Origin of the sequence: Sphingomonas sp. LR59 (genome assembly GCF_036855945.1) — a bacterium.
Lineage (GTDB): Bacteria > Pseudomonadota > Alphaproteobacteria > Sphingomonadales > Sphingomonadaceae > Sphingomonas.
This window is the reverse complement of record NZ_JASPFL010000001.1, coordinates 774390-799954: the sequence shown is the minus strand read 5'-3', so window position 1 is coordinate 799954 and position 25565 is coordinate 774390. Positions and strand designations below refer to the sequence as shown.

Genomic DNA, 25565 nt, shown 5'->3' with positions numbered 1-25565 from the left:
TACCGATGCAGCATCGCCTTCCGGTGTGAGGGCGATGCTGCACAGCGTATCACCGTTGGCGCCGTACCGCTGGCGCATCGGAAAGAGCCGCCGGTACGACGCCCTTCGGCGCTGCACTCATTCCCCGGATCAGATCGGTCTCGGCCTGCCGATACGGCGTGCCGTCGTTGCGGAACACCTCGTGGAACCAGATCGTCGGCTCGGCCAGCACATACGGCTTCTGCCAGCTATCCCAGGGTAGCCGCGTCTGTGTCTTGCCGTCGACGAACCCCCAGTTGATCATCCCGACATTGTACCGCTTGCCGATCGGCAGCGATCCATCGAAGGTCGAGCCGTTGCCGCGCGCCATATACTCGGTGCAGATCACCGGACGATTATAGGCGAGCAACTGCTTGATCCGCCGCTCGAACGTCTCGGGCCAGCTATAGTCGTGGAACGTGACCACGTCCGATTGCGCGAGCTGGAGCTTTTCCATCGGCGAGGTCTTGCCGCCCGGCGTCCAGTCGTCGCCGATCCACACCCCGGAGGTGAGCGGCTGCGACGGATCGGCATCGCGTGCCCAGTCGAACACCTGCGCCAGCAGCGCGCGGACCAGCGGCTCCTTGCCCTCCTGCCCCTTATATTGATCGGCGCCATTGTCGGGCTCGTTCCAGACGTCCCAACCGAGAATCCGGTCGTCCTTGGCAAAAGCGCCGATCACGCCCTGCACATACGCCTTGTAGCCGGGATAGCGCGTGCGATCGCGCAGGCCCAGCATGCCAGGCCCCTGCACCCAGCCCGAATTATGCACGCCGGGGATCGGCGGATGCTGCGGCCCGAGTTTCGGATCGGGATCCCAGCAACTGTCGAACAGCACGAACAACGGCTTGATCTTGCGCGCCTTGGCCATCGTCAGGAACGCGTCGATCCGCTGCTTGAAGCCTTCCGGATCCTGCTGCCAGAGCTGATCGTGGAGGAACACGCGCATCGTGTTCATGCCGATGCCCTGCGCAAGACCGAGTTCGTAATCGATCCGCTTGGGATCCCAGGTCGTCGCCTGCCACATCTCGAGCTGGTTGATCGCGGTCGCGGGCGCGTAGTTGGCGCCGACCAGCCAGGGCTGTGCCGCGTACCAGGTTTTCGCCTGCGTCTCGGTCCAGCGCGTCCGAGCGTCGGCCGGACTTGCGGCTAGCGCAGCGGTAGCGAGCAAGACGAGACAGAGTGATTTTCCAGCAGCCGCGATTCTTCCGGTCCGACAAACCCCGGTTCGCTTTGCCGGTATCCGCGCTAAATTGCCATGTTGCACTGGCGTTCCTCTCCTGTTCAACGGGTTCGCCGCTCGTCGTGTCGACGATACGCAACGTCACCGCGGTGCGGTTGCCGCATCCGTCGCAACCCTAGCGGGCCATGCCTCGGATCCACAAGACCCCGCAAAGATTGTTGAAGTCTTGTCCTACAAAACAATTGAATACGGCGTTTGATCGTTTTAGCGTGACGCCAAGTCGCATGGAGAACCAGCGACACTTAGGGGAGAGAGATATGAACACGAAAGCACGCTTGTGCGCATCCGTAGCCGCGATGACGCTGGCTACCGTGACGCCGGCAACCGCACAAACTTCCGACAATGCGACCGGGAAGACCAAGGTCGGCGGCCAGGACCTGCCCAAACCGACTACGGCTTCGGACCAGAATGCCAACCCCGCCGCACCACAACCGTCGCTCCGGGAAAGCCCGACCGAGGGCGACGGCGAGATCGTCGTGACCGGACTTCGTCGCAGCCTCCAGTCGGCGCAGGCGATCAAGCGCAATTCCGACGGCATCGTCGATGCGATCGTCGCCGAGGACATCGGCAAGCTGCCGGATACGTTCGCGTCGTCCGCGCTCGCACGCGTGTCGGGCGTGCAGGTGACGCGCGGTGGCGGTGAGTCGGCGGGCGTCACCGTGCGCGGCCTGCCCGATCTCAGCACCACCTATAACGGCCGTGAAATCTTCACAGCCGAGGGGCGCTTCGTCCAGATCCAGGATTTCCCCGCCGGCACGGTCGCAGCGCTCGAAGTCTATAAATCGGGTACCGCCAACCTGATCGAGGGCGGCATCGGCGGCCAGGTCAACGTCCGCGGCCGCCGGCCGTTCGACTTCAACGGCTTCGAACTGTCGGGATCGTTGAACGGCGTGAACTGGCAACAGTCGGGCAAGATGTCCTGGAACGGCAATCTGCTCATCAGCGACCGCTGGGACACCGGGATCGGCGAGATGGGCCTGCTCGTCAACGCATCCTATGTCGGCATCAATTTTCTCGATTCGACGCGCGAGCAATCGCTGGTCGTGGCCACCACCAATGCCGTGAATGCCCCCGGCACGACCGGCGGGGTGCGCTATCCCGACGCGCAATCGCTCTTCCTCGGCTATGGTCGACGCTGGCGCCCGTCCGCCAATGCCGCATTCCAATGGAAGCCGACGCCGGAACTCGAAATCTATGCCGACGGTCTCTACCAGGGCTATCGTGGACGCGACTCCAACCGGTTCATGTTCGTGCCAAACTTCGGTGGCGCCGATTTCCAGCTGAACAACCTGACCACGCGCCCCGGCAACCCGAACGTCGCGCAAAGCGCGACCGTTTCGGGTGCCAATGCCCCCGATGGCTATTACGGATCGGCCAACGGGACGACCAATACGTATCAGGCCGGCGGTGGCGCGATCTGGAAACACGACAAGCTCCAGATCTCGGGCGACATCGCCTACACCGACAGCACCTACACGTTCGATGCGGTCAACATCGACTACACGTTCCGCAGTTCGCCGGTCCGCAACGTCGTGTTCGAGTCGCCGGGAACCGACGGGGGCCCGAGTTTCGACCTTGGCACGTTCAACCTGACCGACCCCGCCAATTACCTCAGCCGCGGCTTCTTCCAGGAATATACCAAGGTCGGCGGCAAGGACATCCAGTCGCGCGTCGACGTCCAGTACGACATCGGCGAAGGCCTGCTGAAGCGCCTGCAGTTCGGCGTTCGCTACAATGATCGCGACGCCAACCGCGATCGCGGCGCACCCTATATCTTCAACCTGCCGGCTCAGATCCCCATCACGGCGCTGCCGGTGACCACCGAGAGCACGCTCGCTGGGTTCGGCTATAACAACACGCTGCCGATCCACACGTTCACCGCGATCCCCTCGAGCAGCATCCGCGATAATCTCGTCGCCTTGCGGAGCTTCTACGGTGCGCCGGCAGGACGACCGGAGTTCAATCCCTCGGAGAATTTCCGCGCGAACGAAAAGGCCTTGGCGGCCTATGCACAGGTCAAATACGGTTTCGACATCGGCAGCGTTGTCGTCGACGGCGTCGTCGGTTTGCGCGCGATCCGCACAAAGAACCAGATTAGCGGCTTCCTGCGCGACGAACAGACCCCCGGAAACTTCGTCATCACGCCGATCACCGCGAAGAACGAATACACCGACTACCTGCCGAACGTCAGCGCCCGCGTCGCCGCCACCGATGAACTGCAATTGCGGCTCGCCTACACGCAGACCCGGACCCGGCCGAACTTCTTCGACCTCAATCCAGCTCTGACCGTCGGATCACCGCCGACGATCGATCCGAACAATCCGCCGAACCCGAATGATCCCAATAGCAACGCGCGCAATATCACGGCGGGCAATCCGAACCTGTCGCCGCTGACATCGAACAACTACGACGCGAGCCTCGAATGGTATTTCTCGCGGACCGGTTCGCTCACCGGCGCGATCTTCCGCCGTGATGCGCAGGGTTTCATCTCGAACACGACCGTCTTCACCACCGACCCCACTTATGGCCGCGTGCGCTTCACGCAGCCCGAAAACACCGGCGCGACGCGGTTCCAGGGTGTCGAAGTCGGCTTTACGAGCTTCCTCGACATCGACGGCCTGCCCGATTGGGCGAAGGGCTTCGGCCTGCAGGCCAACGGAACCTATGTCGATTCGAAGGGCGATCTGGCGTCGACACTCGCGACGTCACCCAACGTCGCCGGCCAGCAGCAGCGCTTCAATGGCGTATCGAAATGGACGTACAACCTCGTCGGGCTGTACGAACGGCCGTTCTTCTCGGCGCGGGTCGCGTACAATTTCCGCTCGGACTTCGTACAATATTACAGCCAGGAGCCGCTCGACGTCGACGTCAACGGCGCTCAACGCACTGGCGGGGTGATCGAGAAGGCGCGCGGGCAACTCGATTTGTCTGCAACGGTCACGCCGGTTCCGAGCGTCACGCTGGCGTTCGACATCGTCAACGTGCTGGGCAATCCGATCCGACGCTATCGCCAGTTCGATGACGCGGGCGATCAGTTCGCCCGCCAGATCTTCTATCTCGAGCGCACGTACTCGCTCGGCGTCCGGTTTCGGTTCTGAACACCACAGCTGTTTGGGGGACATACTATCGTGCGGATTGCTTTCCTCGCGGCGCTTGGGTTGACCATGCTGTCGACCACGCCAATCCTGGCGGCGGACACGCCGAGCATGGCTGACCGGCTGGTCAACGATCCTCGGGTGGAGGCACTCAATCCGTATGGGTTGCGTCTTCCGCCAACCGTGCGCGCCGACAAGGGCGTGCAGTTCGGCAAGGCCTTGCGCAGGGCCATGCGGATTTCTGGCGGATTGGCGTGACCACCCAGAGATAAAACGACGCGTACCTGTGTGATCCGTCAGTGTCCGGCGACTTGCCCACCGTCGACGTGGAGTATTTCGCCGGTCACGAAACTGGCATCCTCGAGGTACAGCACCGCGCCGACCACGTCCGCGACGGTGCCCATCCGACCGAGCGGGTGAAACGCTCCAAGCCCGGCGCGCGTCTCGGGAGGGTGCATTGGCGTTTCGGTGATGCCGGGCGACACCGCGTTGGCGCGTACGCCGCGGGAGGCATATTCGATCGCCAGGCTGCGCGTCGCCGCAGCCAGCCCGCCCTTGGTCAGCGACGCCAGCACCGAGGGGAATTCGACATTGGCGTGCTCCGCCAACGTCGTGACGATCTGCAGGATATGGCCACTGCCCTGCTCGACCATCAGCGGCAGCGCCGCCTGCGTCATGTGGAAGAAGCCGTCGAGATTGGTCTGCGTGATCTGGCGATACTGCTCCGCCGTGTAATCGGTAAAGCGCTCGCCAATAAAAACGCCGGCATTGTTGACGAGCGTATCGACACGCCCGAACCGGTCGCGCGCGGCCATCACGACGCGCCTCGCGGTTTCGGGATCGGCAACGTCCCCCGCAACGGTGATCCAGTCGTCCGATTGCGACGCTGCGATCGATCGTGACACGCCGACGACACGCCAGCCGCGCGCGCGATACGCGTCTGCGATCCCCTCCCCAAGCCTTGCGAGGCACCGGTGACGATAGCGACCATGGGCGCGTCAGACATCGACGGCGCCGATCTGCGCGCGGAGGGTAACGGGGGTTGTCATTGCCGAATGGACTCGAAAAGGACCGACAGCGCGTTACTGCGCTCTCGCGATGTCAGGACAGCGGGGGTTGGCCGTTGGACGCGGTCAGTCCGCCGTCGACCGGCAGGTTGACGCCCGTCACGAAGCGCGCGTCGTCGCTCGCCAGGAACGCGATCGCACCGGCGATGTCGACGGGCTCGGCACCCCGTCCGATCGGGATCCGCTCCTCGAACTTGGCGATCAGGTCAGGTTGTTCCTTCATTCCCGCGGTCAGCGCGGTATAGGTCAGCGACGGGTTGACCGCATTGACGCGCACGCCGTTCCTGGCCTCGTCCATCGCCAGCGCGCGTGTGAAATTGCTCACCGCACCCTTGGCCGCGCAGTAGAAGCTATGGTTCCAGTCGCCGCCGAGCCCCGACACCGACGACACGTTGATGATGCAGCCCTTCGACGTGCGCAGATGTGCGATCGCCGCGCGGCTCATGTGGACGACGCCGTACAGGTCGGTCTCGATCACCTTGGTGAATTCGGCGAAGTCGCCTTCGTCCAGCTTGCCGAGATGATCGACGCCGGCGTCATTGACCAGCACGTCGATCCGACCGAAGCGATCGATCGCCGCCTCGACCAGCGCCTCGCACGCGGCGCGGTCGGTAACGTCGGTTTCCCGCGTCTTGACGGTGCCGCCCAGTTCGGCTGCCAACCTGCCGAGCGCGCCGGTGTCGATGTCGCCCAGCACCAGGATCGCGCCTTCCTCGGCGAAGCGGCGCGCGGCCCCCTCGCCGATGCCCGAGGCGGCACCGGTGATCACGACGACCTTGTCGGCAAAACGCGCCATCATGCGTTCTCCGCCTGCGCCTCGTGCTGGCCCTCGCAGAACTCCTCGACCAGCTTTGCACAGAACGCAGGCAAGTCATCCGGGGTGCGGCTGGTGATGAGCCCCTGGTCGACGACCACCTCCTGATCGACCCAGGTCCCGCCCGCGTTGCGGATGTCGGTGGCGAGCGTCGGGTACGACGTGAGCGTACGACCGCGTACCTGATCGGCCTCGATCAGCGTCCACGGCGCGTGGCAGATCGCCGCGACGGGCTTACCGGCGGCGAAGAAATCGCGGACGAACGCCACGACCTTGTCCGACGACCGCAGCGTATCAGCGCCGACGCACCCGCCCGGAATTACCAGGCCATCGAAGTCGGCGGCCGACACGTAGTCGATCGCCTTGTCGATGGCGAACGTCTTGCCGGGATCGAGGTCGTTGTTGAACGTCTCCGCGTCGCCGGTTTTGAGGCTGATGACGGTCACTGCGCCGCCCGCCTGCTCGACCGCCGCCTTGGGCTGCGCGAACTCGGGTTCCTCGGTGCCGCGGGGTGCGATCAGGATCGCGATTTTCTTGCCTTGGAGCTTCATGATCGTCCTTTCGAAATCTGAATAAGCGTGAGCGGCGTCAGGCCGGGATATCGGTGATCGCCGCGGTGTTGGCGGCGGCGATGCCAGTCTCGCGGTGGCGGAAATCGCTGAGCGCGCGGTACACCTGCATGCGTGCGCGCATCACGCCGCCGAGCGGGCGGTGCGCTTCCAGGGCGTGCGCTGGCCGGAACGTCATGACCTCGTCGAAATAGCGGACGCGATTCGGCCCATAGGCGGTCTGCCGCGGCAGGCGGATCGTTGCGATCGTGCGGTATTCGCTAACCCGCGTCGGCCAGTCGACCGACGTATCCTCGATCGGCTGCGTCTCGGCATCGACCCAGAGTTGCGCACGCAGTTCGAAGACCGCGTCGTTGCCGTCGAAATACGCGATCGCGGCGTGACGGAAGCCATCCTCATCCTGATGCGGATCGAGCCGCCAATCATCGAGCGCACGCTGCTCAGGCGCGACCGGAAACACGCCGAGTTTCGCGACATGATCGCCGTAGCGGATGGGGCACTGGCTGAAATAGGTCTCGACGAGCGGGTGGCTGAACGGATGGCCATAAAAGTCCAGCGTCGGGCTTGCTTCGGCACCGACCGCGTTCAGGACCTTGTTGATGTTGCGCGCGATCGATGCGGCCGCGCTTTTCATACCTTCGGGCATCGGCACGGTCATGCCGATTTTCTTCGCCTGCGCTAGAAACCCGGCGGCGGTGCCGGCCGGGAACGTCGTGCCGCTCGCCAGTACGAAGTCCTGGGTCGGCGCGTCGTGACCGGGCAGCTTGGCGCCTTCGACCCCGAAGACCTTGATCGCCATGCCGCGGTGCGTCGATACGCGGTCTCCAAGCTTCTCGCCCGGCCCCTGTGCAAAGCGGACCGCGACGTCGAACGTCCCCGGCTTCGCGAACAGCCCCTGCGCCAGTTCCGGCGGCAGATCGGCGGCCACGACCATCTTGCCGATGACGCAGGCCGTGCTCTTGGCATGGCTGGCACGTACCGCATGGCCGTCGCGCTTCTCGACCGTCTGGCTCTCCTGCGTCATCCCCTTGATGATGCCGTCGATACTCTCCTGCTCGACGGGCTCAGGCGTCTCGATGTCGTCGCGATAGGGTAGATAGGGCATGGGAAGCTCCTGCTGGATCAGGATGTTAACACCCGAATGCCCTGCGACGTTTCGGTACGGTTCCGTGCAGACCCGATCAGTCGAGCGCGGGTAGCGACCGTGGCTCGTGCATCGGACAGCCGTTCAGCTGGCTGCGCAGATCCTGGATCACCGGATACACCGCACGGCGCGCTCGCATGACCGACCCGAGCGGTCGATGCGCCTCGACGCCGTGCCAGGGGCGGAATGCGGTCTGTTCGTTGAGCACGGTGACGCGCTCCTCGGACCAGCTCTTCTGTGGCTTCACCGTGATCGTCGCGACCGGGATGTAGGGATTGCCCTGCTCGGGCCACGGCGTCGCGGCGTCCTCGATCGGGTTCTCCTCGAGGTCACGGCAGAGCTGCGCGCGCAGCGTCCAGGCACCACCCTCGTTCGCAAAGATCGCCATCAATTCTTCGCGGATCGAGTCGGGGCTCTTGCTCTCGTCGAGCTTCTGGTCGGTCAACGCGCGAAAGTTGGGCGATTCCGGCACGATGTCGAACTTGGCGATGTAGTCGCCGAACCGGAGCGGCGCCTGCGTGCCATAGCGGTCGCCGATTGGATTGGTGTCGGGATAACCACCAAAGCCCTTCAGCAATGCACTCTCGCCGCCGACCGCTTCGAGCGCCTGATCGCTTCTGGAACGACTTCTCGGCCAAGCCGGCCCGCTTTACCGAAGCAGACCGCGCGCATTATGCGGCGCTCTACGCCGGGCCGGGCCGCATGCATGCCGGCTTCCTGCAGTTCGCCGCGTTCGACCAGGATGCGATCGACAACCGGGCGTGGATGGCCACGCACGGCAAGCTGACTATGCCTGTGCTGGCGATCGGCGGCGAGAAGTCGTTCGGCGCGACCATGGCAGCGGTCACCCGCGCCGGCGCGGTCGACGTGCAGGAGCGCGTTATCGCCGATGCGGGCCACTGGCTGATGGAAGAGCAGCCCGACGCGACCGTCAAGGCGATCCGCGACTATCTCGACGCGCCGGTCGTCACGACGCGGGTGCGGTTCGGGCCGGTCTCGCTCTCGAGCGAACAGGTCGATCGCATCGCGACGACGGGAGCCGGCACCGGCACATCGGGCATGGCCGGGATCCGCACGGTGCTGCTGTCGGGCGATCCGGCCAAGCCCGGATCCTATACGCTGGAGATCCGCGTTCCGGCGCACACCACGATCGCACCGCACACGCACCGCGACGACCGCGTGGCGACCGTGGTCTCGGGCACTTGGTACTTCGGTTATGGCGCCGATACTTCGACCACGACGCTTCGCGCGCTGGGCGCCGGCGGGTTCTACTCCGAGCCCGGCAGGGTGCCGCACTTCGCCGCTACCCGCGACGAAGCGGCCGTCGTTCGCATCACCGGCACCGGGCCCAGCGACACCGCCTTCGTGTCCGCCGCAACACCGCGCTGATCCGCCCACGTCAAGGAGACAGGAGATGCCACAATTCGCTTCGACCACCATGCAGGTGCATGAACTCGACGGGGGTGCCGGACGGTTATTCGTCCGGCACTGGCCCGCGATCGGCACGGGCGGCGCCTCTCTGGTCCTCTGCCATGGCTTCCATGCGCATAGCGGCCATTATGCGCGTGCCGCCGAGGTGTTCGCCCAGCGCAGCTTCGTCGTCACCGCGCTCGACCTGCGCGGCCGGGGCCGTTCCGAAGGCGCACGCGCTTACGTCGACACGTTTGACGAGTATGTGTCGGACCTGGCTCGCACCATCGACTTGGCGCGGTCGCTGGCACCGGATCTGCCGGTCTACGTCCTCGGACACAGCGCCGGCGGGGTGATCGCGCTGACCTATGCGCTCGCCCATCAGGACAAACTCGACGGCCTGATCTGCGAGAGCTTCGCCTACCGCGTGTTCGCGTCCGATTTTGCGCTTACGCTCCTGAAGGGCGCCAGCCACATCGTGCTGCACGCGCGGGTGCTGCGCCTGAAGATGGCCGACTTTTCGCGCGACCCCGCCTGGGTCGAAGAGCTCGAACTCGATCAATTGGTGCGTGACGAAATGCAGCCGGTGCGGACCGTCGCCGCGATGGCGCGCGCTACCGATCGACTGCGGGTGGAATTCGGCCGCATCGTCCTGCCCGTCCTTATCCTGCACGGCACTGCGGACAAGGCGGCAAACGCGCAGGGCAGCCGCGACTTCTTCGAGGCTGCCGGCGCGAGCGACAAGACGCTCAAGCTGTACGAAGGGCATTACCACGATCTGCTCAACGATCTCGACCGGGACCGCGTGACGAACGATATCGGCAACTGGATACAGCAGCGCACCGCCGCGTTGGCCCCCTGAAGATCGCTTACGGTCACCACGCGCGGAGAAAGACTCCGGCACGCCCTCCATCCCCACCGGCACACCAGCTCAACGTATTTCACACCCCCATCAAAGGACCAACACCATGAACATCGACCTCAATGGCAAGACCGCCATCATCACCGGCTCGACCGAAGGCATCGGCTTCGGCATCGCGGTGGGGCTGGCTCGCGCGGGCGCAACCGTGATCGTCAACGGCCTCACGCAGGCCAAGGTGGACGCTGCGGTCGCGAGCATCGGTGGCAGCGCGCGCGGCGTGGCGGCCGACCTAGGAAGCATCGACGGCCACGACCAGCTCGTCGCCGCGGAGCCTAGGGCAGACATCGTCGTCAGCAATCTCGGCATCTTCCAGCCCGCCGATTTCTTCGACACTGATGACGCGACCTGGGATCGCCACTGGCAGGTCAACGTGATGGCCGGCGTGCGGCTCGCCCGGGCGTATCTGCCGGGGATGGAAGCCGGTGGCTGGGGCCGATTTCTGTTTCTGGCGTCGTGTAATCGCTGGTCAGCCTGTTCGAGGTGATGTCCGCTACAGGGATGACCCATAAGTCGCCGTTCGGGCGCCCTTCCCCGCCTCCCAACTTCCGCCGTTCATCCATCGAGTTCCACGGCAGCGCTTGCCTTCGGTTAAAGCGGTTGGTCGAAATGACTGCCTAGGAATCGATGACTTCCAAAAGTCATCCCGACCGATGCGAGATTGGCCGCTTTGCCTAGTCGCCCTGCTGAGTAAGGCCTAGCTCAGTACCGAACAGCTTTGATACGCGGCCGAACAGTGCGCGTGAATAATGCTGGCTGTCATAAAACGACAGTATAACTGACGCTGTTCTGTCGCGTCGACATCATAGGCGAAGCGCTCGAGGCCGCAGATTGGTCTCACAATGGGTAGGACCAGCTCTTCCGTTCCTGGAAGCACTATCTGCCCTCTCGGAGATGCTGGCCCAATGTTGTTCCTTTCGCCCGCCAGACGCGTCCGGTTGGTCGCGTCCGCGGCCTGTGCGCTTCCGCTGTTGTTCGTAGCTAGTGCCGCAAGCGCCGAGGACCCGACCGCTGACCCCGAGCAGACCAAGTCCGACATCATCGTCATGGGCGATCGCGCGATCCGCTCGGACAAGGAGCAATCGACGTCGGTACGTGACTCGATCGTATTCGACGATCTCGAGACGCTGTCCGCCGACGGCAGCGTCGCGGGCCAGTTGATTCTGCTGCCCGGTATCAGCGCGATCGAGGACGGCGATGCACCGCGGTTCGTCAGCATCCGCGGCATCTCGCCCGATCTCAACCAGACCACCATCGACGGGATCACTCTCGCGACGATCGGCAACGACGGCGAAGGATCGCGCAAGGTTAACCTCCTGCAGATCCCGTCGGAACTCGCCTTTCACAATGACGTCTACAAGACCTTCACCGCCGAACAGGACGGCGCGGCGATCGGCGGGATCGTCGACATTGTCACGCGCAGCGCCTTTGCGCTCAAGCGCCGGTACGTCATGGTCGACGGCTATGGCATCTATTCATCGTTCAAGGGCGATGGCGGCAGCAATGCCGGCAACGGCAGCACGCCGCATTTCGGCGGTGGCGGCAAGATGGTGTTCGCCGACAAGTTCGGCGCGGGCGACCAGTTCGGCGTGGTCCTGTCGGCGCGCTACGAGAACCGCATCCGCAACTCGCGTAAATGGTGGCAGGACACCAAATATTACTTCAGCGACGCCGGCAAGAAGCTGACGGGCCCCGACGATCCTGCCTGGAACGGCATCGCCGTGCCCTACAACCACAGCTATGGCAGCTACACCAACCGCCTCCAGACCGCGGGCAGTTCGGCAAAGTTCGAATGGCGGCCGCTTGGTACCGACATCTATGCGTCGCTGCTGGGGTTCAATTATCGTCAGTGGGAATCCTCGACGATGAACAAGAACGATTACTACACCAAGAACAGCGTCAGCGACCTGACCGCGGAGGGCGGCGGGTCGGACATCAACAGCCTCTATTCGCGCTATCGCTACGACACCTGGAACAAGGCGACGGTCGGCGCGATCGGCAATGTCGAATGGCATGACGACCGCTCGTCGTTGCGCGTTCGCGGCGGTTACACCCGCGCCCGGTACGACAATACGCAACCCTATATCGGCGTCCGCGCCTACCCGACCGGCCTTTCGCTCGATTGGGCAGCGGGCAATGACGCCACCGGCGGGCTTCCCTACGTCACCGGAATCAACAAGCCCGGCCTCGTACTCGGATCACCCTACAAGCTCAGCACGGCGCAGACGACATACCGCATGGCCAACGAGGGGCTGGCGAATGCGCGCGTCGATTATGGCTGGAACGCCGAGCCCGAGGATCGTGGCTTCGGGTTCGTCACAGGGATCGAATTTCGCAATCTGGAACTGTCGCGCAACGTCGACATGACCGAATACAAGCTCGGTCAGGCGATGAACGCCTACCTCTATGATCCCGGCTACGTCCCGGTCGGCGCGCCCCAATCGTTCCCGTGGGTCGACTGGGCGCGCGTGAAGAAGGAGTTGTGGCCCAAGTTCGCCAAGGACGTACCCAACTCGACCTACGACAGCATCACCGGGGACTATCGTTACACCGAACGTTTGGTGACGCCGTATCTGTCGCTGCACTATGCCACCGACGATACCACGTTGGTCGCCGGCGTCCGCTACGACCACACCCGGTTTTCCGCGTTCCAGCCGACGATCACCGGCGGCACTGCGTCGGCGGTCATGACGCGGAACAAAGGCGGGTACCAGTATCTGCTGCCATCGTTCACCAGCATCCAGGACTTCGCCGGCGGAAAGAAGCTCCGTTTCTCGTACAGCCGCACGCTCGGCCGTCCGACGCCGGGCAACATCGCGCAGCCGGAATCGCTTAATTGCGGCGACGAGGACTCGGGCGGGGCGGATTGCTCGATCAGCCGCGGCAATCCCGATCTGCGCCCGCGTCGGTCGGACAATCTCGATGTCCAGTTCGAGCAGTATTTCCACAAGGACGGCATCATCTCGCTCGGCGCATTCGCCAAGTGGATCAAGGACGACATCTTCACGCTGACCACGACGCAGCTGATCGACGACGTCAACTACCGGGTTCGCCAGCCGCTCAATGCCGACAATTCGCGGCTCTACGGTATCGAGTTCCAGGCGGCCGATCATGACGTCAACCTGTTCGGGCAGCGGATCGATCCGTTCTTCAACGCGACCTGGCTGAAGGGACGGATGTCGATCACCAGCGATGCCGGATCGCGTACGCTCGACCGGCTGATCTACCAGCCGAAATGGATCGTCAACGGCGGCGCGACGCTCCGCCTGCCCGCGATCGACGGCGCGTTCCGGGCCACCGTCACGCACCGCGGCAGCTATATGGAAGGCATCGGCGAGACCGCGCAGGACGACAACGGACGTGCCGAACTGACCACCGTCAACCTCGGCCTGTGGCACCGCGTGACGAAGCACGTGACGTTCAAATACGAGATCACCAACCTGCTCAACGACCAGCCGAAATTCCTGGTCGGCAACGGCCTTCGCTACGTCAGCGAAGTCGACGACTATGGCCAGGGTGCCTTTTTCCACATCATGTTGCGCTGATAAGCCGTAACGGAGTCACGACCATGTACGAAGTCGACCGCCGCTATCTTCTGTCCGCCCTGGGAAGCCTGACCGCCGCTGGTATCCTGCCTTGGCGGGCCTCCGCCGCCGAGGTGCGGCCACGCAATTTGATGGAGGCGCCACGCTTCCCCTCGCCGCCGTTCACGCTCGGCGTCGCTGCGGGCGATCCGGACGCGACCGGCTTCGTCATCTGGACCCGGCTTGCCCCGCTGCCGCTTCAACCGGATGGCGGGATGATGATGGCTCCGGTGCTGGTCGCATGGGAAGTCGCCGCCGATCCCGACTTCCGCCAGGTGCTTCAGCGGGGCGAGGCGATCGCACATCCTGAACTGGCGCATTCGGTCCATGTCGAGGTCGCCGGGCTCGCCCCCGCGCGGCCCTATTGGTACCGTTTCACCTGCGGCGGCGAGCGTAGCGCCGCCGGGCGCGGGGCGACCCTGCCTCCGCCAGGCGCACCGCTCGACCGGGTGCGCTTCGCGGTCGCCGGGTGCCAGCATTATGAAGAGGGCTATTACACCGCGTGGCGGCACATCGCGACCGAACCGATCGACTTCGTGTTCCATTACGGTGACTATATCTACGAGGGGCCGGACCGCGGCGAACAATCGCGCGGCGCGAAGAAGCCGCTGGTGCGCCGCCATCTCGGCCACGAAATCTATTCGATCGGCGATTACCGTCAGCGCTACGCCCAGTACAAGAGCGATCCCGATCTCCAGGCCGCGCACGCCGCCGCGCCGTGGTTCGTCAGCTTCGACGATCACGAAATCGACAATAACTGGGCCGGCGACATCGACCAGGACAACACCGCGCCTGAGGTCTTCCGGACGCGGCGGGCGATGGCCATGCAAGCCTATTACGAGCATATGCCGCTACGCCGTTCGTCGATGCCCGACGGATCGCACATGCAGATGTATCGCGGGGCTCGTTTCGGCGATCTGATGGACGCGTTCTTTCTCGATACGCGGCAATATCGCTCCGATCAGGTCTATGGCGATCGCGATGCGCCGCAAGGACCGGACGCCTTCGCGACCGACCGGTCTATCACGGGCGCGCCGCAGGAAGCGTGGCTGTTCAAAGGCCTAGATCGCTCCAAGGCGCGCTGGAACCTCATCGCCCAGCAGGTCTGCCTAATGAACCTTGGCTATCACAGGGTGGGTCAGACCGAGCAGCTGGTCTCGATGGACCAATGGTCGGGTTACATGAACAGCCGTCGTCGCCTGCTTGCGCACATCGACGCGCATTGTCCCGGCAACGTCATGACCGTCAGCGGTGACGCGCACCGCCATTATGCCGGCGACCTGATTCAGGATCACGGCAACGGCAAGATCATCAGCAGCGAATATCTCGCGACTTCGATCAGCTCGGGTGCCGATGGCGTGGGCGAGAACGACGAGTATACCCGCTCATCCCGTGCGGAAAACCCTAACCTGAAGGCGCTGATCGATCGGCGCGGTTATGTGCTGTGCGACGTCGGTCGCGATCTATGGCGCGGCGACCTGGAAGTCCTGGACACGATCGCTACGCGGAACGGGATGCTCTCGACGCACGTCAGCTTCGTCACCGAACGCGGCAAGCCCGGCTTGCAAAGCACCTGACGGGTGCTCGATACCGAGAAGCCACTCCATTCGTATGTTGAGTAAACTCAGAAGCTGACGTTAGAGCCCCCTTGTCGCCTTTCCAACTACGGACGTCCGATTATCTTAACGCTAGGTCAGCTTATAGTGCCGTGCCTGCTAACGTGATCGAGAAACACGCGCACGCGCTGTGGTAGCGCTTCCGACCGTCCGAGATAAACGGCATGAAAGGTTTCCAGACCGGGCGCGAGCAGACCTGGCAACAATTGAACCAATCGTCCGTCGGTCAAGTCGTTGCGAATGGTGAAGTGAGCGAGCCGTGCGGGCGCTACGCCCGCCAGCGCGAGTTGCCGGATCCCTTCGCCATCGCTGACCCGAACGCGATCCGACTCAGTGCGAGCGGGTTTCAGCCATTCTTCCGCTGCTCGCGGATAGGCGAAACCCAGTCGATCATGAGTTGCAAGCTGCTCGACAGATACCGGCATGCCGTAACGTTCGATCCAGGCAGGAGCCGCTGCGACTATCAATGCGGTATGACCCAACGGTCGAGCAACAAGAGTTGAATCGGCAAGCGGTCCCGCACGAATGGCGATGTCGGTCCGATCCGCGACCAGATCGGCCAACGCATCCGACTGAATTATATCGAGTGTGATATCCGGATAGAGCGCAAGGAAATCCGGCAGGATCGGAGCCAGTACGCGGAGGACGTAGGACGCGCTGCTGCTGACCCGGATCCGACCCGCCGGCAAACGTGAACCGCCTGCTTCGCGTTCTGCCGCTCCGATATCGGCCAAGATTGCTTGTGCGCGGGCATGAAAGATTTCTCCCTCTCGTGTCAGCGCCAGCCGGCGGGTTGATCGACGGAATAGCTGGGCACCAAGGCGCGCCTCCATCCGCGAAACGAGCTTGCTGACCGCTGAGGGCGACATGCTCAACGCACGCGCTGCACCCGAAAAGTCGCCGGTTTCGACGATGCGCACGAACACCATCATCTCGGCAGCGCGGTTGGGCTCCTTCGAAATATCTATTCCTTCAAGGCATAGATCGTATGCCGAACGATGCTCTAATTCATCCTTTCGGGTTCCGCTACAAAGCGGACAGGACGACACGCACAGCGCCCGTGCCATCTGTCGCCGAAAGACCACCCGATCGAACGAGGCTTTAGTATGAAAACCGCTATCCTGGTCGCTGGCGCGGCCAGCGTCTTGCTGTCCCAGCCCGCGCAATCCCGCGTCGTCCCGGCGTGGACGGCCAGCCAGCAAGCGACATGGGGCAGCGACTTTCTCTTCCCGACCAACATCCCAAGCGTTCTGAAGGGCCGGACGCTACGTCAGGTTGTCCGGCTCGGAATTGGCGGCCACGATGTTCGGATCGCTCTGGCCAACATCCATGGCAGCCGGCCCGTCGCTGTTTCCGAGGCCAATCTTGCGTTCTCGGCGGGGAAGGAACGCACATTTCCTGCGAGCAATCATGTTCTGCGTTTCGGCGGGGACACCGCGGTGACGATCGCCCCGGGAGCGACGATCCTGAGCGACCCAGTTCCAATGTCCGTGATGGCGGGGCAGGACTTGGCCGTTTCCCTCTATTTTGCCGAAAACCCCGCCATCGAGAGCTTCCATTGGGACGGCAAGCGCACCGGATATGTCTTCGAGGGCAATCAACTGGCGGGAACCGCTCCGCCGGTCGCGGAAACGACGGCGACCCGGTTGCTCCTTGCCAGCGTGTTGATCGACGCACCGGACGCGGAGGGCACCGTGGTGATCCTAGGCGATTCGATCACTGATGGCGCGGGCGCCTCGCTCGACACCGAGACCAGGTGGCCTGATTATCTCGCGGCGCGGGCAGCGCCACGCCATATCGCGGTCGTAAACGCTGGCATTTCGGGTGCACGACTGCTCGCGGACGGAATGGGACGTAACGCGCTTGCCCGGCTTAATCGCGACGTGCTGGCACAACCCGGTGTTCGCACGCTCATCGTGATGTTGGGTATCAACGATATCGCATGGCCTGGAACACCGTTTGATCCCCAGGCGCCAACTGCGACCTTTGAAACGATGGTTGCAGGGTATCGCGCGTTAGTCGCACGCGCACATGCGGGGAACGTACGCGTCGTTGGGACGACACTCACGCCCTTTGCCAACGCGCTCCCCGGCACACCGCTTGCCGCGACCTATTACAGTCCGGCGAAGGATGCGCTCCGGGAACGAGTGAACCACTGGATCAGAACATCCGGCACGTTCGATGATGTGGTCGACTATGACCGGATCCTTGCCGATCCAAAGGCCCCGGGGCATCTCGCCCGCGCGTTCGACAGTGGCGATCATCTTCATCCCGGCGACGCCGGGAACAAGGCGATGGCGGATGCCATCGATCTCGATACCGTGTTCGCAACCAGACCATGAAATCGATGGGCGCGACAAAAAGGCCATCGTCGCGGCTGGACGAAACGCATGGGCTTTGCCGAGCCAAATTCCTTCGACGACAACCCGACGACACGTGAAGTAGCGATGGAGGATACGACGCCGGAAAATTACGATTCGCTTGCGCGCAAACTGCGTGCTCACGCGGAATAGCGGCGCGTCGCCAAAACATCTCTACTGGTGCTTTCGCCGCCCTCGATTTTGGTGACGAAGCATTCCGGGAGTTATCCTGAACTGTGACGAGATTGCCCGCCTTGCCCGGTTGCGCTCTGAATGCCTGGAAGCTCGCTGAGGAATGCTGCGAGCGTGTCGATGACGAGGCGGACACGGGCAATGCGTGCGCGGGCAGGCACGAACAGGATTGAAAGCGGGACCGGCTCCAAAACCAGCTCGGGCAACACCCGTTCTACCGTTCCGTCCTTCAAAAGGTCATCGACGAGCCAAATGTGGCAGGCTGCGATACCACGCCCCTGCACGACCGCCTCGCGTGCCGCGAGCCCGTGATCGACCGTAAGGCGTCCGCTCAACGCGATGGCGTGCATGGTCTCATCCGCCCCCGGGCGCGCAGCGTGCCGCTTCCCATGACGTTGCTCATTCGGATCGTCTGGTGCCGCGCCAGTTCGTCGGGTGTGCTCGGGCATCCATGGCGCGCTAGATAGGCTTGCGACGCGACAAGCACGCGGTGCGACTGGCCGACCGGCTTGAGCTGCAACGAACTGTCTTCCAGCGGCCCGAGCCTGATCGCCACGTCCACGGCTTCGCGAACGAGATCGATACGAACATCCGACAAACCAAGATCGATAGCGATGCCGGGGCAGCGATCCTGCAGCGCGAAGACTCCGCGCGAGACGTGCCGGATACCAAGGGCCGCCGTGCACGATACGCGCACCTTGCCGATCGGGTCACCGCCTGCGCTTCGCGCCTGGTCCGTCGCTTCGTCGACCAGTCGGAGGATGGTGCGCGCCCCCGCCAGGTAGCGCGCGCCTTCGTCTGTCAGCGAAACGCGCCGCGTCGTCCGGTTGAGGAGTGAGACACCGAGCGCGCGCTCCAGTTCGGCGATGTGGCGCGTCACCGTCGATTGTCCGACGCCTTGCTGGCGCGGCGGCCGAAAGGCTTCCAAGCTCTGCGACCCGGACGAAGCTCCGCATTCGTTCCAGCGTGACGATCGATCTATCCATTGAACGGCATAGTCCTTTGCATTCTCAATACCTACGCATGAACGTCGATCGACCTAGCTTTGGTGTCCAATCCACAGATGAGTTGAGATCCATGAACATCCTTATCGTATCCGCCCATCCCGATCCCGCATCGTTGACCAACGCGCTGAGTGGCGTGGCCGCGGAGCAGCTGCGGGAGGAAGGGCATGAGGTACAGGTCTGCGACCTTTATGCAGCCGACTGGAAAGCCGTGGTCGACCGCAGCGACTTTCCAGCGCTTCCACCATCGGAGCGGTTGCGTGTGGCTGTCGCATCAGGTGAAGCCTACAAGACGGGCACGCTAACCCGCGACGTGATTGATGAACAGGCAAAGCTACTTTGGGCAGACGCCTTGATCCTGGCGTTCCCGCTGTGGTGGTTCTCGATGCCCGCGATCCTCAAGGGCTGGATCGATCGCGTCTACGCCTTCGGCTTCGCGTATGGCGTGGGCGAACATAGCGAACGACGCTGGGGCGATCGTTACGGCGAAGGGCGGCTGGCGGGAAAGCGAGCGATGTTGATCGTCACAGCCGGTGGGTGGGAACCGCATTATGGGCCGCGCGGCGTCAACGGCCCGATTGACGACCTGCTTTTCCCGATCAACCACGGTGTGCTGTACTATCCAGGGTATGACGTCCTGCCTCCCTTCGTGACCTATCGTGCCGATCGGATGGACGAAGCCGGGTTCAAGGAGACGTCGGAAGCTCTCCGCGATCGGATGCGCACCTTGTTCACCGAGACGCCGATCCCATACCGTCAACAGAACGGCGGCGATTACAGCATTCCCGCAATGGAGCTCCGATCCGAAGCCGTCGACCCGAAACTGGTTGGCTTTGCCGCCCACGTCCGGCACGGCTTGTAGGAGATTGCTCTCAGCTTTTGGCCGCGTCTAGATTGCCACCTTCAACTGCCGCGGCGTTTTGCCATGGGCCGCCTGCACGCGCCGGGAAAAATGCGACCGCGACACGTAGCCAGCGGCTTGGGCGGCTTGCGTTACGGAATAGCCCGACGCGCCAAGCAGGGCGCCGGCCGTGGCCATACGAACGGATAGCAGCACTTCAGGGAACGAGGTGCCCGCTCCGTTCAACTGGCGGCGGAGTGTGGAGGTGCCGATGCCCAGTGTCGCCGCAACCTCGTCGGCCTGCCAGGCGTGACCCGGATCTGCGCAGATGATCGCTTCGACCTGCTCCTTGCGGCCAACGGCGATCAGCATCCCGGCGACGGGTGTTTCGCTCAACAACAGCAGGATTGCCAATATGCGGTAACGTGCGAGGGTCGCAGCCACCGCAACACCCAGGCCCGTCAGCGCACTGGCGGCATGGCCGAATGCCTCGACAAGTTCCGGCGTCAGATCGACGTCGAGCCGGTCAGGGTTGGACGTTGTCACCGGCAACCCGCGCAGGGTGCTGCGAAGCGTGTGGCGGAGTGTCTCATCCACCGTGATGCAGATCGATTCATACCGGCCAGTCACCGGATCGGGATTGTTGACTAAGTCGAAATCCATTCCGGCCGGAATGACGAACGGCACACCCGCCGCGAATGTCTGGGCAATGTCGCCACGCCAGACCTCCTTGGTGCCGCTGAGCACCACGACCACCACCGGATGCTCCATGCGGGTGCGTGCGATGCGTTCGCGCTCTTGGATGCAATAGCCGAAGACACGCACCCCGCTGCCCGCGCCGTGCGGTACGCTGCCAAAAGTGCCGGCGGGGGCGCCCAGACCAGCAAGGCGGCGCAATAACTGGGTGCGCAGACATTTCTGATCGGCGGTCGCGGTCGGCATTGCATGGCCATCGACCTGTCATTCGAGCGATACAAGGCGCGAGTGAGCGTTTCGGGCGCAAACATGAGCGTCGCCGGCGCATCACGCTTCTCACAAGCGGGCATTCTCAGGGCATTCCTGAGGAGAAGACCATGTACGTTGCCCTGTGGCCCCGCCTTCTGGCGGGCAGCCTGTCGCTGGCCTTGAGCGCCGCGGTCCAAGCCGCTGCCCCTAAGGCGGACGTCATGATCTGGCGCCTGGATTGCGGCCAGATCCAGATGAACGACGCCTCTCCGCTGTCCGACACCGGAACCTACGATGGGCGATCCCGTCGCCTCAGCAATGGCTGCTATCTCATCCGTCACGGCGCGGAGATGTTGCTGTGGGACGCGGGCTTACCCTCCACGTTGCTCGGCAAACCGATCGATAGCCAGCCGATCAGCCCCACCCTATCGGTTGATCTTCCGACCCAACTGGCGAAGTTGGGTCTCCGGCCAGATGATATTACGCGCCTCGCCCTCAGCCATTATCATTTCGATCATGCCGGTCAGGCGGCGGCTTTTCCCAAAGCCACCTTGCTGATCGGTGCGGCGGACTGGACGGCATTGCGATCCACCCGAAAACCGGCTGGTGCCGAACCGGCGCTCCTTGCGCCATGGTTGACGGGGAAGGGCAAGGTCGATCCGGTCGAAGGAGATCGCGATGTGTTCGGCGATCGCTCGGTGGTCATGCTTGCCATGCCGGGTCATACGCCCGGCGCATCGGCGCTTCTCGTGCGATTGCGGCAGGCCGGGCCTGTCATCCTCAGCGGCGATGTCGTTCATCTGGAAGCGCAATGGTCGCTTTCAGCCGTGCCAAGCTGGAACACGCAACGCGCCGACAGCCTGTCGTCGATGGATCGCTTGCAGAAGCTGGCGGCCAACCTCGGTGCCACAATCATCGTCCAGCACGACCCGTCCGACGTGTCCAAGCTCGCCACCTTCCCGGTGGCCTCTCGATAGAGATTGCACATCACCGGGAAGCATTTGCCCTGTTCGATCGTTGCATTTCGGGAAGGGGAATGCCCTATGCGGCTTAACGTTTGGCGGGTTGCGCGGTAAAGCAGTTCACAAGGGAACAGCAATGTCGTTTGATCGCCCGTACGTCGCCTCGCCGCTCCGGTATGAAAGCGGCATGCCGTATCGACGCACCGGCCGCAGCGGGCTGAGGCTGCCGGCAATCAGCCTGGGTCTGTGGCAGAACTTCGGCGGAAACGACGTGTTCGAGACGGGGCGGGCCATCCTGCGCCGGGCGTTCGATCGTGGCGTGACCCACTTCGATCTCGCCAACAACTACGGCCCCCCATATGGTTCGGCGGAGGAGAATTTCGGACGCGTCCTTGCAGCTGATTTCGCTGCCCACCGCGACGAACTGATCATCTCGACCAAGGCTGGGTGGGACATGTGGCCCGGGCCGTACGGCGATGTCCGCTCCTCCAAAAAATACCTGATTGCGAGTTGCGACCAGCCTCAAACGGATGGGCTCGATTATGTCGACATCTTCTATTCGCACCGGTTGGATCCCGCGACCCCGCTCGAAGAGACGATGGGCGCGCTGGTACAGCTCCATCGACAGGGCAAGGCACTCTACGTGGGCATCTCCTCCTACGAGCCTGGGCTAACCTGCCGAGCGGCCAAGATCCTGACTGATGAAAAGGTGCCGCTGTTCATCCACCAACCCAGCTATTCGATCCTGAACCGGTGGATCGAACGGGAACTACTAGCCACGTTAGAGGAACTGGGCGTCGGCTGCATTGCCTTCTCGCCGGTGGCGCAGGGCATGCTGACGAACAAGTATCTGAGCGACGTACCGCAGGACACTCGAGCCACCCGAGGCGGATCGCTGTCGCAGACCTTGCTTACAGATCAGAACCTCGCCGCCGTTCAAACGCTGAACGAGATCGCAAGTGAGCGCGGACAAACGCTCGCCCAGATGGCGCTAGCGTGGGTTTTGCGCGACCCGCGGGTCACCTCGGCGCTGATTGGTGCACGCACCGTCGAACAGCTCGACGACTCCTTGGACTCGATAAAGATGCTCGATTTCTCCGTCGACGAACTCGCTGCTATCGATAAGGCCGCCAACGACGGTGGCATCAATCTTTGGTCGGAATCGTCTGACATTGTCGTTCTGCCAGCAGCGCAAGGAGTGCCTGCGTAATGTGGGGTTCGCCGACAGGCTCTCTACCGGGCGAAGTCGGTGCAACAGACGAAGGGTTTGACGACCCATAAAGCGACATTGAAGCCCCCTGAGTCACGCCCCAAGACCCGACACTTGTTCAGGTTCGCTTGCGGCTTTGCCACTAGACGACTGTCAGGTATCAGAAGGCTGAGACGGCGAGTGTCAGTGCGCCCGATATGAACCCCAGCGCGTTCTCCTATCAACACCGACTGGTCAGGAAACGCGATGACGACATACCCCTTGAGTGAGCCGGCGACGATTTATTCGGTCGATGCGTCTGGTGACGTGACCTCAGACGCGCTCGGACAAGGAACGCTGGAAGACTGCGTTGAAATTATCGCCGGTCTGTCCACAGATAGACAGAAAGCCATATCCATTCGTATGGATGGCCTTGCCCTAACGTTTGGACCGAAAGAAGTTGGCGAACTCTTGCACTTCCTGCACGAGGAAGACGCGGGTCTTTCGAACAACGAAATTATAGACATCAAGAGTACCGAACGGTGATTGCCCATTTTGGGGGTATCGCACGGCTTCGCCATAGCGGTAGGCGGATCCTATGATTACCGGGTCAGTCGACGTTCGCGCCGACCCATAGTCGGACGCTGGGGTCGGCTTGTCGTTCCCCAACTTCGCCCGTTTGTTCATGTAGGCAAACCGTTGCCGATGGGGCCGTATTGATGGCAGCAATTGGGACGACCCTCGAGAGCCTGGCGATGCGTACCCCCTATAGTCGGCGCAATTGCGCACCGTCAGATGAAATACGCTGCGGCGCGCGCCGACGAGGCGCTGACTTTCGAGGGTGATTGACGGGCGTTGCGCATGGCCGACGCCACGGCGCGATCTGCGAGTGAAACAGGCCGGGCCGACGCCTTCAAGAGTAGCGACGGCGATCGATTTTAGACCAGCGATAGCACGCCGAACGGCACATTTATGCTGCCACCGGCCGTCGTTCTGGTCCACATTGCCGACTGGCTCGTTAGTCCGGGATGCGCTTGAAGACATTGTACCGATCCACGGTCCCGCTGCTGATCCTGCTTACCCACGGAGCGGCGCACGCTCAGATCGTTCCGATCGACGCCGTAACCCGTCCAGACCCCATCGCGATTGCAATCGACAAGGCCGAAGTGACGGACCCCAGACTTCGGACGTTGTACGCCAAGTCGAAATGGCGAGCTTTGTGGTCCAAGCAAAGCATCACGGCATTCCAGTCCGCGCTCGCCGACCGCGGCCGGCACGGTCTCGACCACCTGGCCTTCGCCGCCGCGGACGCAATGGATGCAAGCCCCGCCGTCGCCGACGTAGCGCGGTCGCGCGCCGCCCTCTCCTATGCCGAAGCGTTGGCAAGAGGACACATCGATCCTGCCTCGTTGCACGAAGTCTATACCCTCCCCGGCCGAAAACCGACGTAACGGCCGGCCTCGGCGTCGCCCTTGCGACCGGTAAACTCACCGAGTGGCTGGCGTCGCTGGCACCGCAGGACGCAGAATACCGGGCTTTGTCCGACGCCTATCTCCGCTTCAGTCAGGCTGCGGCCGCGGCCGGACCAGTCCAGCCGATCACCGGTGGCCTGATCCGCGTCGGCGATCGAGACCCGCGGGTAGCGGCCATCGCCGATCAGCTGACGCAAAGCGACTATCTGGCACCCTCCGGTTTAGCGACCGAGCCGTCGCAACTCGCGCCTTCCCCCATGTCGGCGCTCTACACGCAAGCGCTGGCGGACGCGCTGAAAGGGTTGCAAACCGATTACGGGATTGCCGCCGACGGCGTCGTCGGCCCCGAGACGCTGAAGGTGCTCAACCTGGGCGCCAGCGATCGCGCCCGGGCGTTGGGCGTTGCGCTGGAGCGCCGACGCTGGCTCGAACGCACGCCGCCGGCCACGCGGATCGACGTCAACACAGCGGCGTCACAGTTGCGCTATTACCGCGACGGCACGGTGGCGGACGAGCGAAAGGTCGTGGTCGGAGAACCCGGGCACGAGACCCCGGCGCTTGCATCGCCGATCTTCAGGTTGGTCGCCAACCCGACCTGGACCGTGCCGAAATCGATCCAGAACGGCGAAATGGCGAATGTCGACGACGCGTATCTGCAGGCGCACAACATGGTGCTGCGTGACGGATGGATCGTCCAGCAGCCGGGGCCCGACAATGCGCTCGGCCTCGTCAAGTTCGACATGGCCAACAACCAGGCGATCTACCTGCACGACACCTCGGCACCAGCCCTGTTCGAGCGCAGCCAGCGCCATCTCAGCCATGGCTGCGTCCGCGTCGAGGACGCGCTCGGCTTCGCGCAGATGCTCGCCGAGGACGAGGGCGTCGCGGACGCCTGGCAGGCCGCGCAGGCGACGGGCGAGATGACCTTCGTGCCGTTGCCGCGTCGTATTCCGGTCCGGCTGCTCTATCACAATGTCTATGTCGGCGCCGACGGGGCGATAGCCTTCCGCACCGACCCGTACGGATGGAACGATCCAATCGCTGAGCAACTGGGTTTTGCCAAGTCGTCGGCGCGCCGGGCGGAAGCGCAGGCGATCGACATCGGCCCCTAGTCACAACCC

The 25565-nt window shown here is 63.3% G+C and carries 24 protein-coding genes; 14 read left to right on the top strand and 10 right to left on the bottom strand.

Features of this window, described 5'->3' with window-relative positions; genetic code table 11:
• Positions 1 to 49: 49 nt before the first annotated feature.
• Positions 50 to 1189 (bottom strand): cellulase family glycosylhydrolase, encoded by a 1140-nt coding sequence (locus tag QP164_RS03780; protein WP_333922191.1) that lies wholly within the window; start codon positions 1187 to 1189, stop codon positions 50 to 52.
• 329 nt (positions 1190 to 1518) lie between these two features.
• Between QP164_RS03780 and QP164_RS03775 the strand changes: the two genes are divergently transcribed.
• Positions 1519 to 4359 carry a TonB-dependent receptor gene (locus QP164_RS03775; protein WP_277982663.1) on the top strand — a complete coding sequence of 947 codons (2841 nt, stop codon included), beginning with the start codon at positions 1519 to 1521 and terminating at the stop codon, positions 4357 to 4359.
• Between the two features lie 30 nt (positions 4360 to 4389).
• Complete coding sequence (locus tag QP164_RS03770) at positions 4390 to 4614, top strand: hypothetical protein (RefSeq protein ID WP_277982664.1); 225 nt, start codon at positions 4390 to 4392, stop codon at positions 4612 to 4614.
• 38 nt (positions 4615 to 4652) lie between these two features.
• Here the strand turns inward: QP164_RS03770 and QP164_RS03765 are convergent, their stop codons facing one another.
• The 5 genes from QP164_RS03765 to QP164_RS03745 all read right to left on the bottom strand — a co-directional run bounded on the left by QP164_RS03765 (position 4653) and on the right by QP164_RS03745 (position 8527).
• Positions 4653 to 5261 (bottom strand): SDR family NAD(P)-dependent oxidoreductase, encoded by a 609-nt coding sequence (locus QP164_RS03765; RefSeq protein ID WP_333922190.1) that lies wholly within the window; start codon positions 5259 to 5261, stop codon positions 4653 to 4655.
• A gap of 196 nt (positions 5262 to 5457) precedes the next feature.
• Positions 5458 to 6219 carry an SDR family NAD(P)-dependent oxidoreductase gene (locus QP164_RS03760; RefSeq protein ID WP_333924173.1) on the bottom strand — a complete coding sequence of 254 codons (762 nt, stop codon included), beginning with the start codon at positions 6217 to 6219 and terminating at the stop codon, positions 5458 to 5460.
• Positions 6219 to 6788 carry a type 1 glutamine amidotransferase domain-containing protein gene (locus tag QP164_RS03755; RefSeq protein WP_056050035.1) on the bottom strand — a complete coding sequence of 190 codons (570 nt, stop codon included), beginning with the start codon at positions 6786 to 6788 and terminating at the stop codon, positions 6219 to 6221. The genes QP164_RS03760 and QP164_RS03755 overlap by 1 nt, the downstream gene beginning before the upstream one ends.
• A 37-nt stretch (positions 6789 to 6825) precedes the next feature.
• The gene (locus tag QP164_RS03750) at positions 6826 to 7911 is read right to left on the bottom strand and encodes a catalase family protein (protein ID WP_333922189.1); all 1086 of its coding nucleotides are present in this window, start codon (positions 7909 to 7911) and stop codon (positions 6826 to 6828) included.
• A gap of 76 nt (positions 7912 to 7987) precedes the next feature.
• Complete coding sequence (locus QP164_RS03745; RefSeq protein ID WP_333922188.1) at positions 7988 to 8527, bottom strand: hypothetical protein; 540 nt, start codon at positions 8525 to 8527, stop codon at positions 7988 to 7990.
• On the opposite strand from QP164_RS03745, the gene QP164_RS03740 reads away from it, so the two are divergent.
• The 5 genes from QP164_RS03740 to QP164_RS03720 all read left to right on the top strand — a co-directional run bounded on the left by QP164_RS03740 (position 8527) and on the right by QP164_RS03720 (position 15440).
• Positions 8527 to 9339 (top strand): hypothetical protein, encoded by an 813-nt coding sequence (locus QP164_RS03740; RefSeq protein ID WP_333922187.1) that lies wholly within the window; start codon positions 8527 to 8529, stop codon positions 9337 to 9339. The two genes, QP164_RS03745 and QP164_RS03740, sit on opposite strands and share 1 nt — an antisense overlap.
• 25 nt (positions 9340 to 9364) lie before the next feature.
• Positions 9365 to 10222: an alpha/beta hydrolase gene (locus QP164_RS03735; RefSeq protein WP_333922186.1), complete on the top strand. Its 858-nt coding sequence runs from the start codon at positions 9365 to 9367 to the stop codon at positions 10220 to 10222.
• A gap of 106 nt (positions 10223 to 10328) precedes the next feature.
• On the top strand, positions 10329 to 10766 hold the full coding sequence (locus tag QP164_RS03730) for an SDR family NAD(P)-dependent oxidoreductase (protein WP_333922185.1): 438 nt from the start codon (positions 10329 to 10331) through the stop codon (positions 10764 to 10766).
• A 418-nt stretch (positions 10767 to 11184) separates the two neighbouring features.
• Positions 11185 to 13824, top strand: coding sequence for a TonB-dependent receptor (locus tag QP164_RS03725; protein ID WP_333922184.1), 2640 nt, complete (start codon positions 11185 to 11187; stop codon positions 13822 to 13824).
• A 23-nt stretch (positions 13825 to 13847) separates the two neighbouring features.
• Positions 13848 to 15440, top strand: coding sequence for an alkaline phosphatase D family protein (locus QP164_RS03720; RefSeq protein WP_333922183.1), 1593 nt, complete (start codon positions 13848 to 13850; stop codon positions 15438 to 15440).
• Between the two features lie 116 nt (positions 15441 to 15556).
• Here the strand turns inward: QP164_RS03720 and QP164_RS03715 are convergent, their stop codons facing one another.
• Positions 15557 to 16546, bottom strand: a complete 990-nt coding sequence (locus QP164_RS03715) for a LysR family transcriptional regulator (protein ID WP_333922182.1) — start codon at positions 16544 to 16546, stop codon at positions 15557 to 15559.
• A 39-nt stretch (positions 16547 to 16585) separates the two neighbouring features.
• On the opposite strand from QP164_RS03715, the gene QP164_RS03710 reads away from it, so the two are divergent.
• Positions 16586 to 17821: an SGNH/GDSL hydrolase family protein gene (locus QP164_RS03710; protein ID WP_333922181.1), complete on the top strand. Its 1236-nt coding sequence runs from the start codon at positions 16586 to 16588 to the stop codon at positions 17819 to 17821.
• A gap of 242 nt (positions 17822 to 18063) precedes the next feature.
• Here QP164_RS03710 and QP164_RS03705 read toward each other — a convergent pair whose 3' ends face one another.
• A complete protein-coding gene (locus QP164_RS03705) occupies positions 18064 to 18381 on the bottom strand; it encodes a LysR substrate-binding domain-containing protein (RefSeq protein ID WP_333922180.1) in 318 nt (105 codons plus the stop codon).
• The gene (locus tag QP164_RS03700; protein WP_333922179.1) at positions 18363 to 18959 is read right to left on the bottom strand and encodes a LysR family transcriptional regulator; all 597 of its coding nucleotides are present in this window, start codon (positions 18957 to 18959) and stop codon (positions 18363 to 18365) included. Before QP164_RS03700 ends, QP164_RS03705 begins: the two co-directional genes overlap by 19 nt.
• A gap of 149 nt (positions 18960 to 19108) precedes the next feature.
• Here QP164_RS03700 and QP164_RS03695 point away from each other — a divergent pair, with 149 nt between their 5' ends.
• Positions 19109 to 19897 (top strand): NAD(P)H-dependent oxidoreductase, encoded by a 789-nt coding sequence (locus QP164_RS03695; RefSeq protein ID WP_333922178.1) that lies wholly within the window; start codon positions 19109 to 19111, stop codon positions 19895 to 19897.
• A gap of 27 nt (positions 19898 to 19924) precedes the next feature.
• Here the strand turns inward: QP164_RS03695 and QP164_RS03690 are convergent, their stop codons facing one another.
• Positions 19925 to 20818: an AraC family transcriptional regulator gene (locus QP164_RS03690; protein WP_333922177.1), complete on the bottom strand. Its 894-nt coding sequence runs from the start codon at positions 20816 to 20818 to the stop codon at positions 19925 to 19927.
• 131 nt (positions 20819 to 20949) lie between these two features.
• On the opposite strand from QP164_RS03690, the gene QP164_RS03685 reads away from it, so the two are divergent.
• The 5 genes from QP164_RS03685 (at position 20950) to QP164_RS03665 (ending at position 25556) form a co-directional block, all read left to right on the top strand.
• On the top strand, positions 20950 to 21798 hold the full coding sequence (locus tag QP164_RS03685; protein ID WP_333922176.1) for an N-acyl homoserine lactonase family protein: 849 nt from the start codon (positions 20950 to 20952) through the stop codon (positions 21796 to 21798).
• A 121-nt stretch (positions 21799 to 21919) separates the two neighbouring features.
• A complete protein-coding gene (gene mgrA / locus QP164_RS03680; RefSeq protein WP_333922175.1) occupies positions 21920 to 22993 on the top strand; it encodes an L-glyceraldehyde 3-phosphate reductase in 1074 nt (357 codons plus the stop codon).
• 246 nt (positions 22994 to 23239) lie between these two features.
• Positions 23240 to 23518 carry a hypothetical protein gene (locus QP164_RS03675; protein ID WP_333922174.1) on the top strand — a complete coding sequence of 93 codons (279 nt, stop codon included), beginning with the start codon at positions 23240 to 23242 and terminating at the stop codon, positions 23516 to 23518.
• Positions 23519 to 24006: 488 nt separating this feature from the next.
• On the top strand, positions 24007 to 24423 hold the full coding sequence (locus QP164_RS03670) for a hypothetical protein (RefSeq protein WP_333922173.1): 417 nt from the start codon (positions 24007 to 24009) through the stop codon (positions 24421 to 24423).
• Between the two features lie 86 nt (positions 24424 to 24509).
• The gene (locus tag QP164_RS03665) at positions 24510 to 25556 is read left to right on the top strand and encodes a L,D-transpeptidase family protein (protein ID WP_333922172.1); all 1047 of its coding nucleotides are present in this window, start codon (positions 24510 to 24512) and stop codon (positions 25554 to 25556) included.
• Positions 25557 to 25565: the final 9 nt, after the last annotated feature.

Coding starts and splice junctions, on each gene's coding strand:
- QP164_RS03730 (WP_333922185.1), top strand. CDS start 10,329: ATGAACATCGACCTCAATGGCAAGACCGCCATCATCACCGGCTCGACC.
- QP164_RS03690 (WP_333922177.1), bottom strand. CDS start 20,818: ATGCCGACCGCGACCGCCGATCAGAAATGTCTGCGCACCCAGTTATTG.
- QP164_RS03695 (WP_333922178.1), top strand. CDS start 19,109: ATGAACATCCTTATCGTATCCGCCCATCCCGATCCCGCATCGTTGACC.
- QP164_RS03685 (WP_333922176.1), top strand. CDS start 20,950: ATGTACGTTGCCCTGTGGCCCCGCCTTCTGGCGGGCAGCCTGTCGCTG.
- QP164_RS03675 (WP_333922174.1), top strand. CDS start 23,240: ATGACGACATACCCCTTGAGTGAGCCGGCGACGATTTATTCGGTCGAT.
- QP164_RS03710 (WP_333922181.1), top strand. CDS start 16,586: ATGAAAACCGCTATCCTGGTCGCTGGCGCGGCCAGCGTCTTGCTGTCC.
- mgrA (WP_333922175.1), top strand. CDS start 21,920: ATGTCGTTTGATCGCCCGTACGTCGCCTCGCCGCTCCGGTATGAAAGC.
- QP164_RS03735 (WP_333922186.1), top strand. CDS start 9,365: ATGCCACAATTCGCTTCGACCACCATGCAGGTGCATGAACTCGACGGG.
- QP164_RS03775 (WP_277982663.1), top strand. CDS start 1,519: ATGAACACGAAAGCACGCTTGTGCGCATCCGTAGCCGCGATGACGCTG.
- QP164_RS03705 (WP_333922180.1), bottom strand. CDS start 18,381: ATGCACGCCATCGCGTTGAGCGGACGCCTTACGGTCGATCACGGGCTC.
- QP164_RS03755 (WP_056050035.1), bottom strand. CDS start 6,788: ATGAAGCTCCAAGGCAAGAAAATCGCGATCCTGATCGCACCCCGCGGC.
- QP164_RS03760 (WP_333924173.1), bottom strand. CDS start 6,219: ATGGCGCGTTTTGCCGACAAGGTCGTCGTGATCACCGGTGCCGCCTCG.
- QP164_RS03720 (WP_333922183.1), top strand. CDS start 13,848: ATGTACGAAGTCGACCGCCGCTATCTTCTGTCCGCCCTGGGAAGCCTG.
- QP164_RS03740 (WP_333922187.1), top strand. CDS start 8,527: ATGCACTCTCGCCGCCGACCGCTTCGAGCGCCTGATCGCTTCTGGAAC.
- QP164_RS03750 (WP_333922189.1), bottom strand. CDS start 7,911: ATGCCCTATCTACCCTATCGCGACGACATCGAGACGCCTGAGCCCGTC.
- QP164_RS03725 (WP_333922184.1), top strand. CDS start 11,185: ATGTTGTTCCTTTCGCCCGCCAGACGCGTCCGGTTGGTCGCGTCCGCG.
- QP164_RS03715 (WP_333922182.1), bottom strand. CDS start 16,546: ATGGCACGGGCGCTGTGCGTGTCGTCCTGTCCGCTTTGTAGCGGAACC.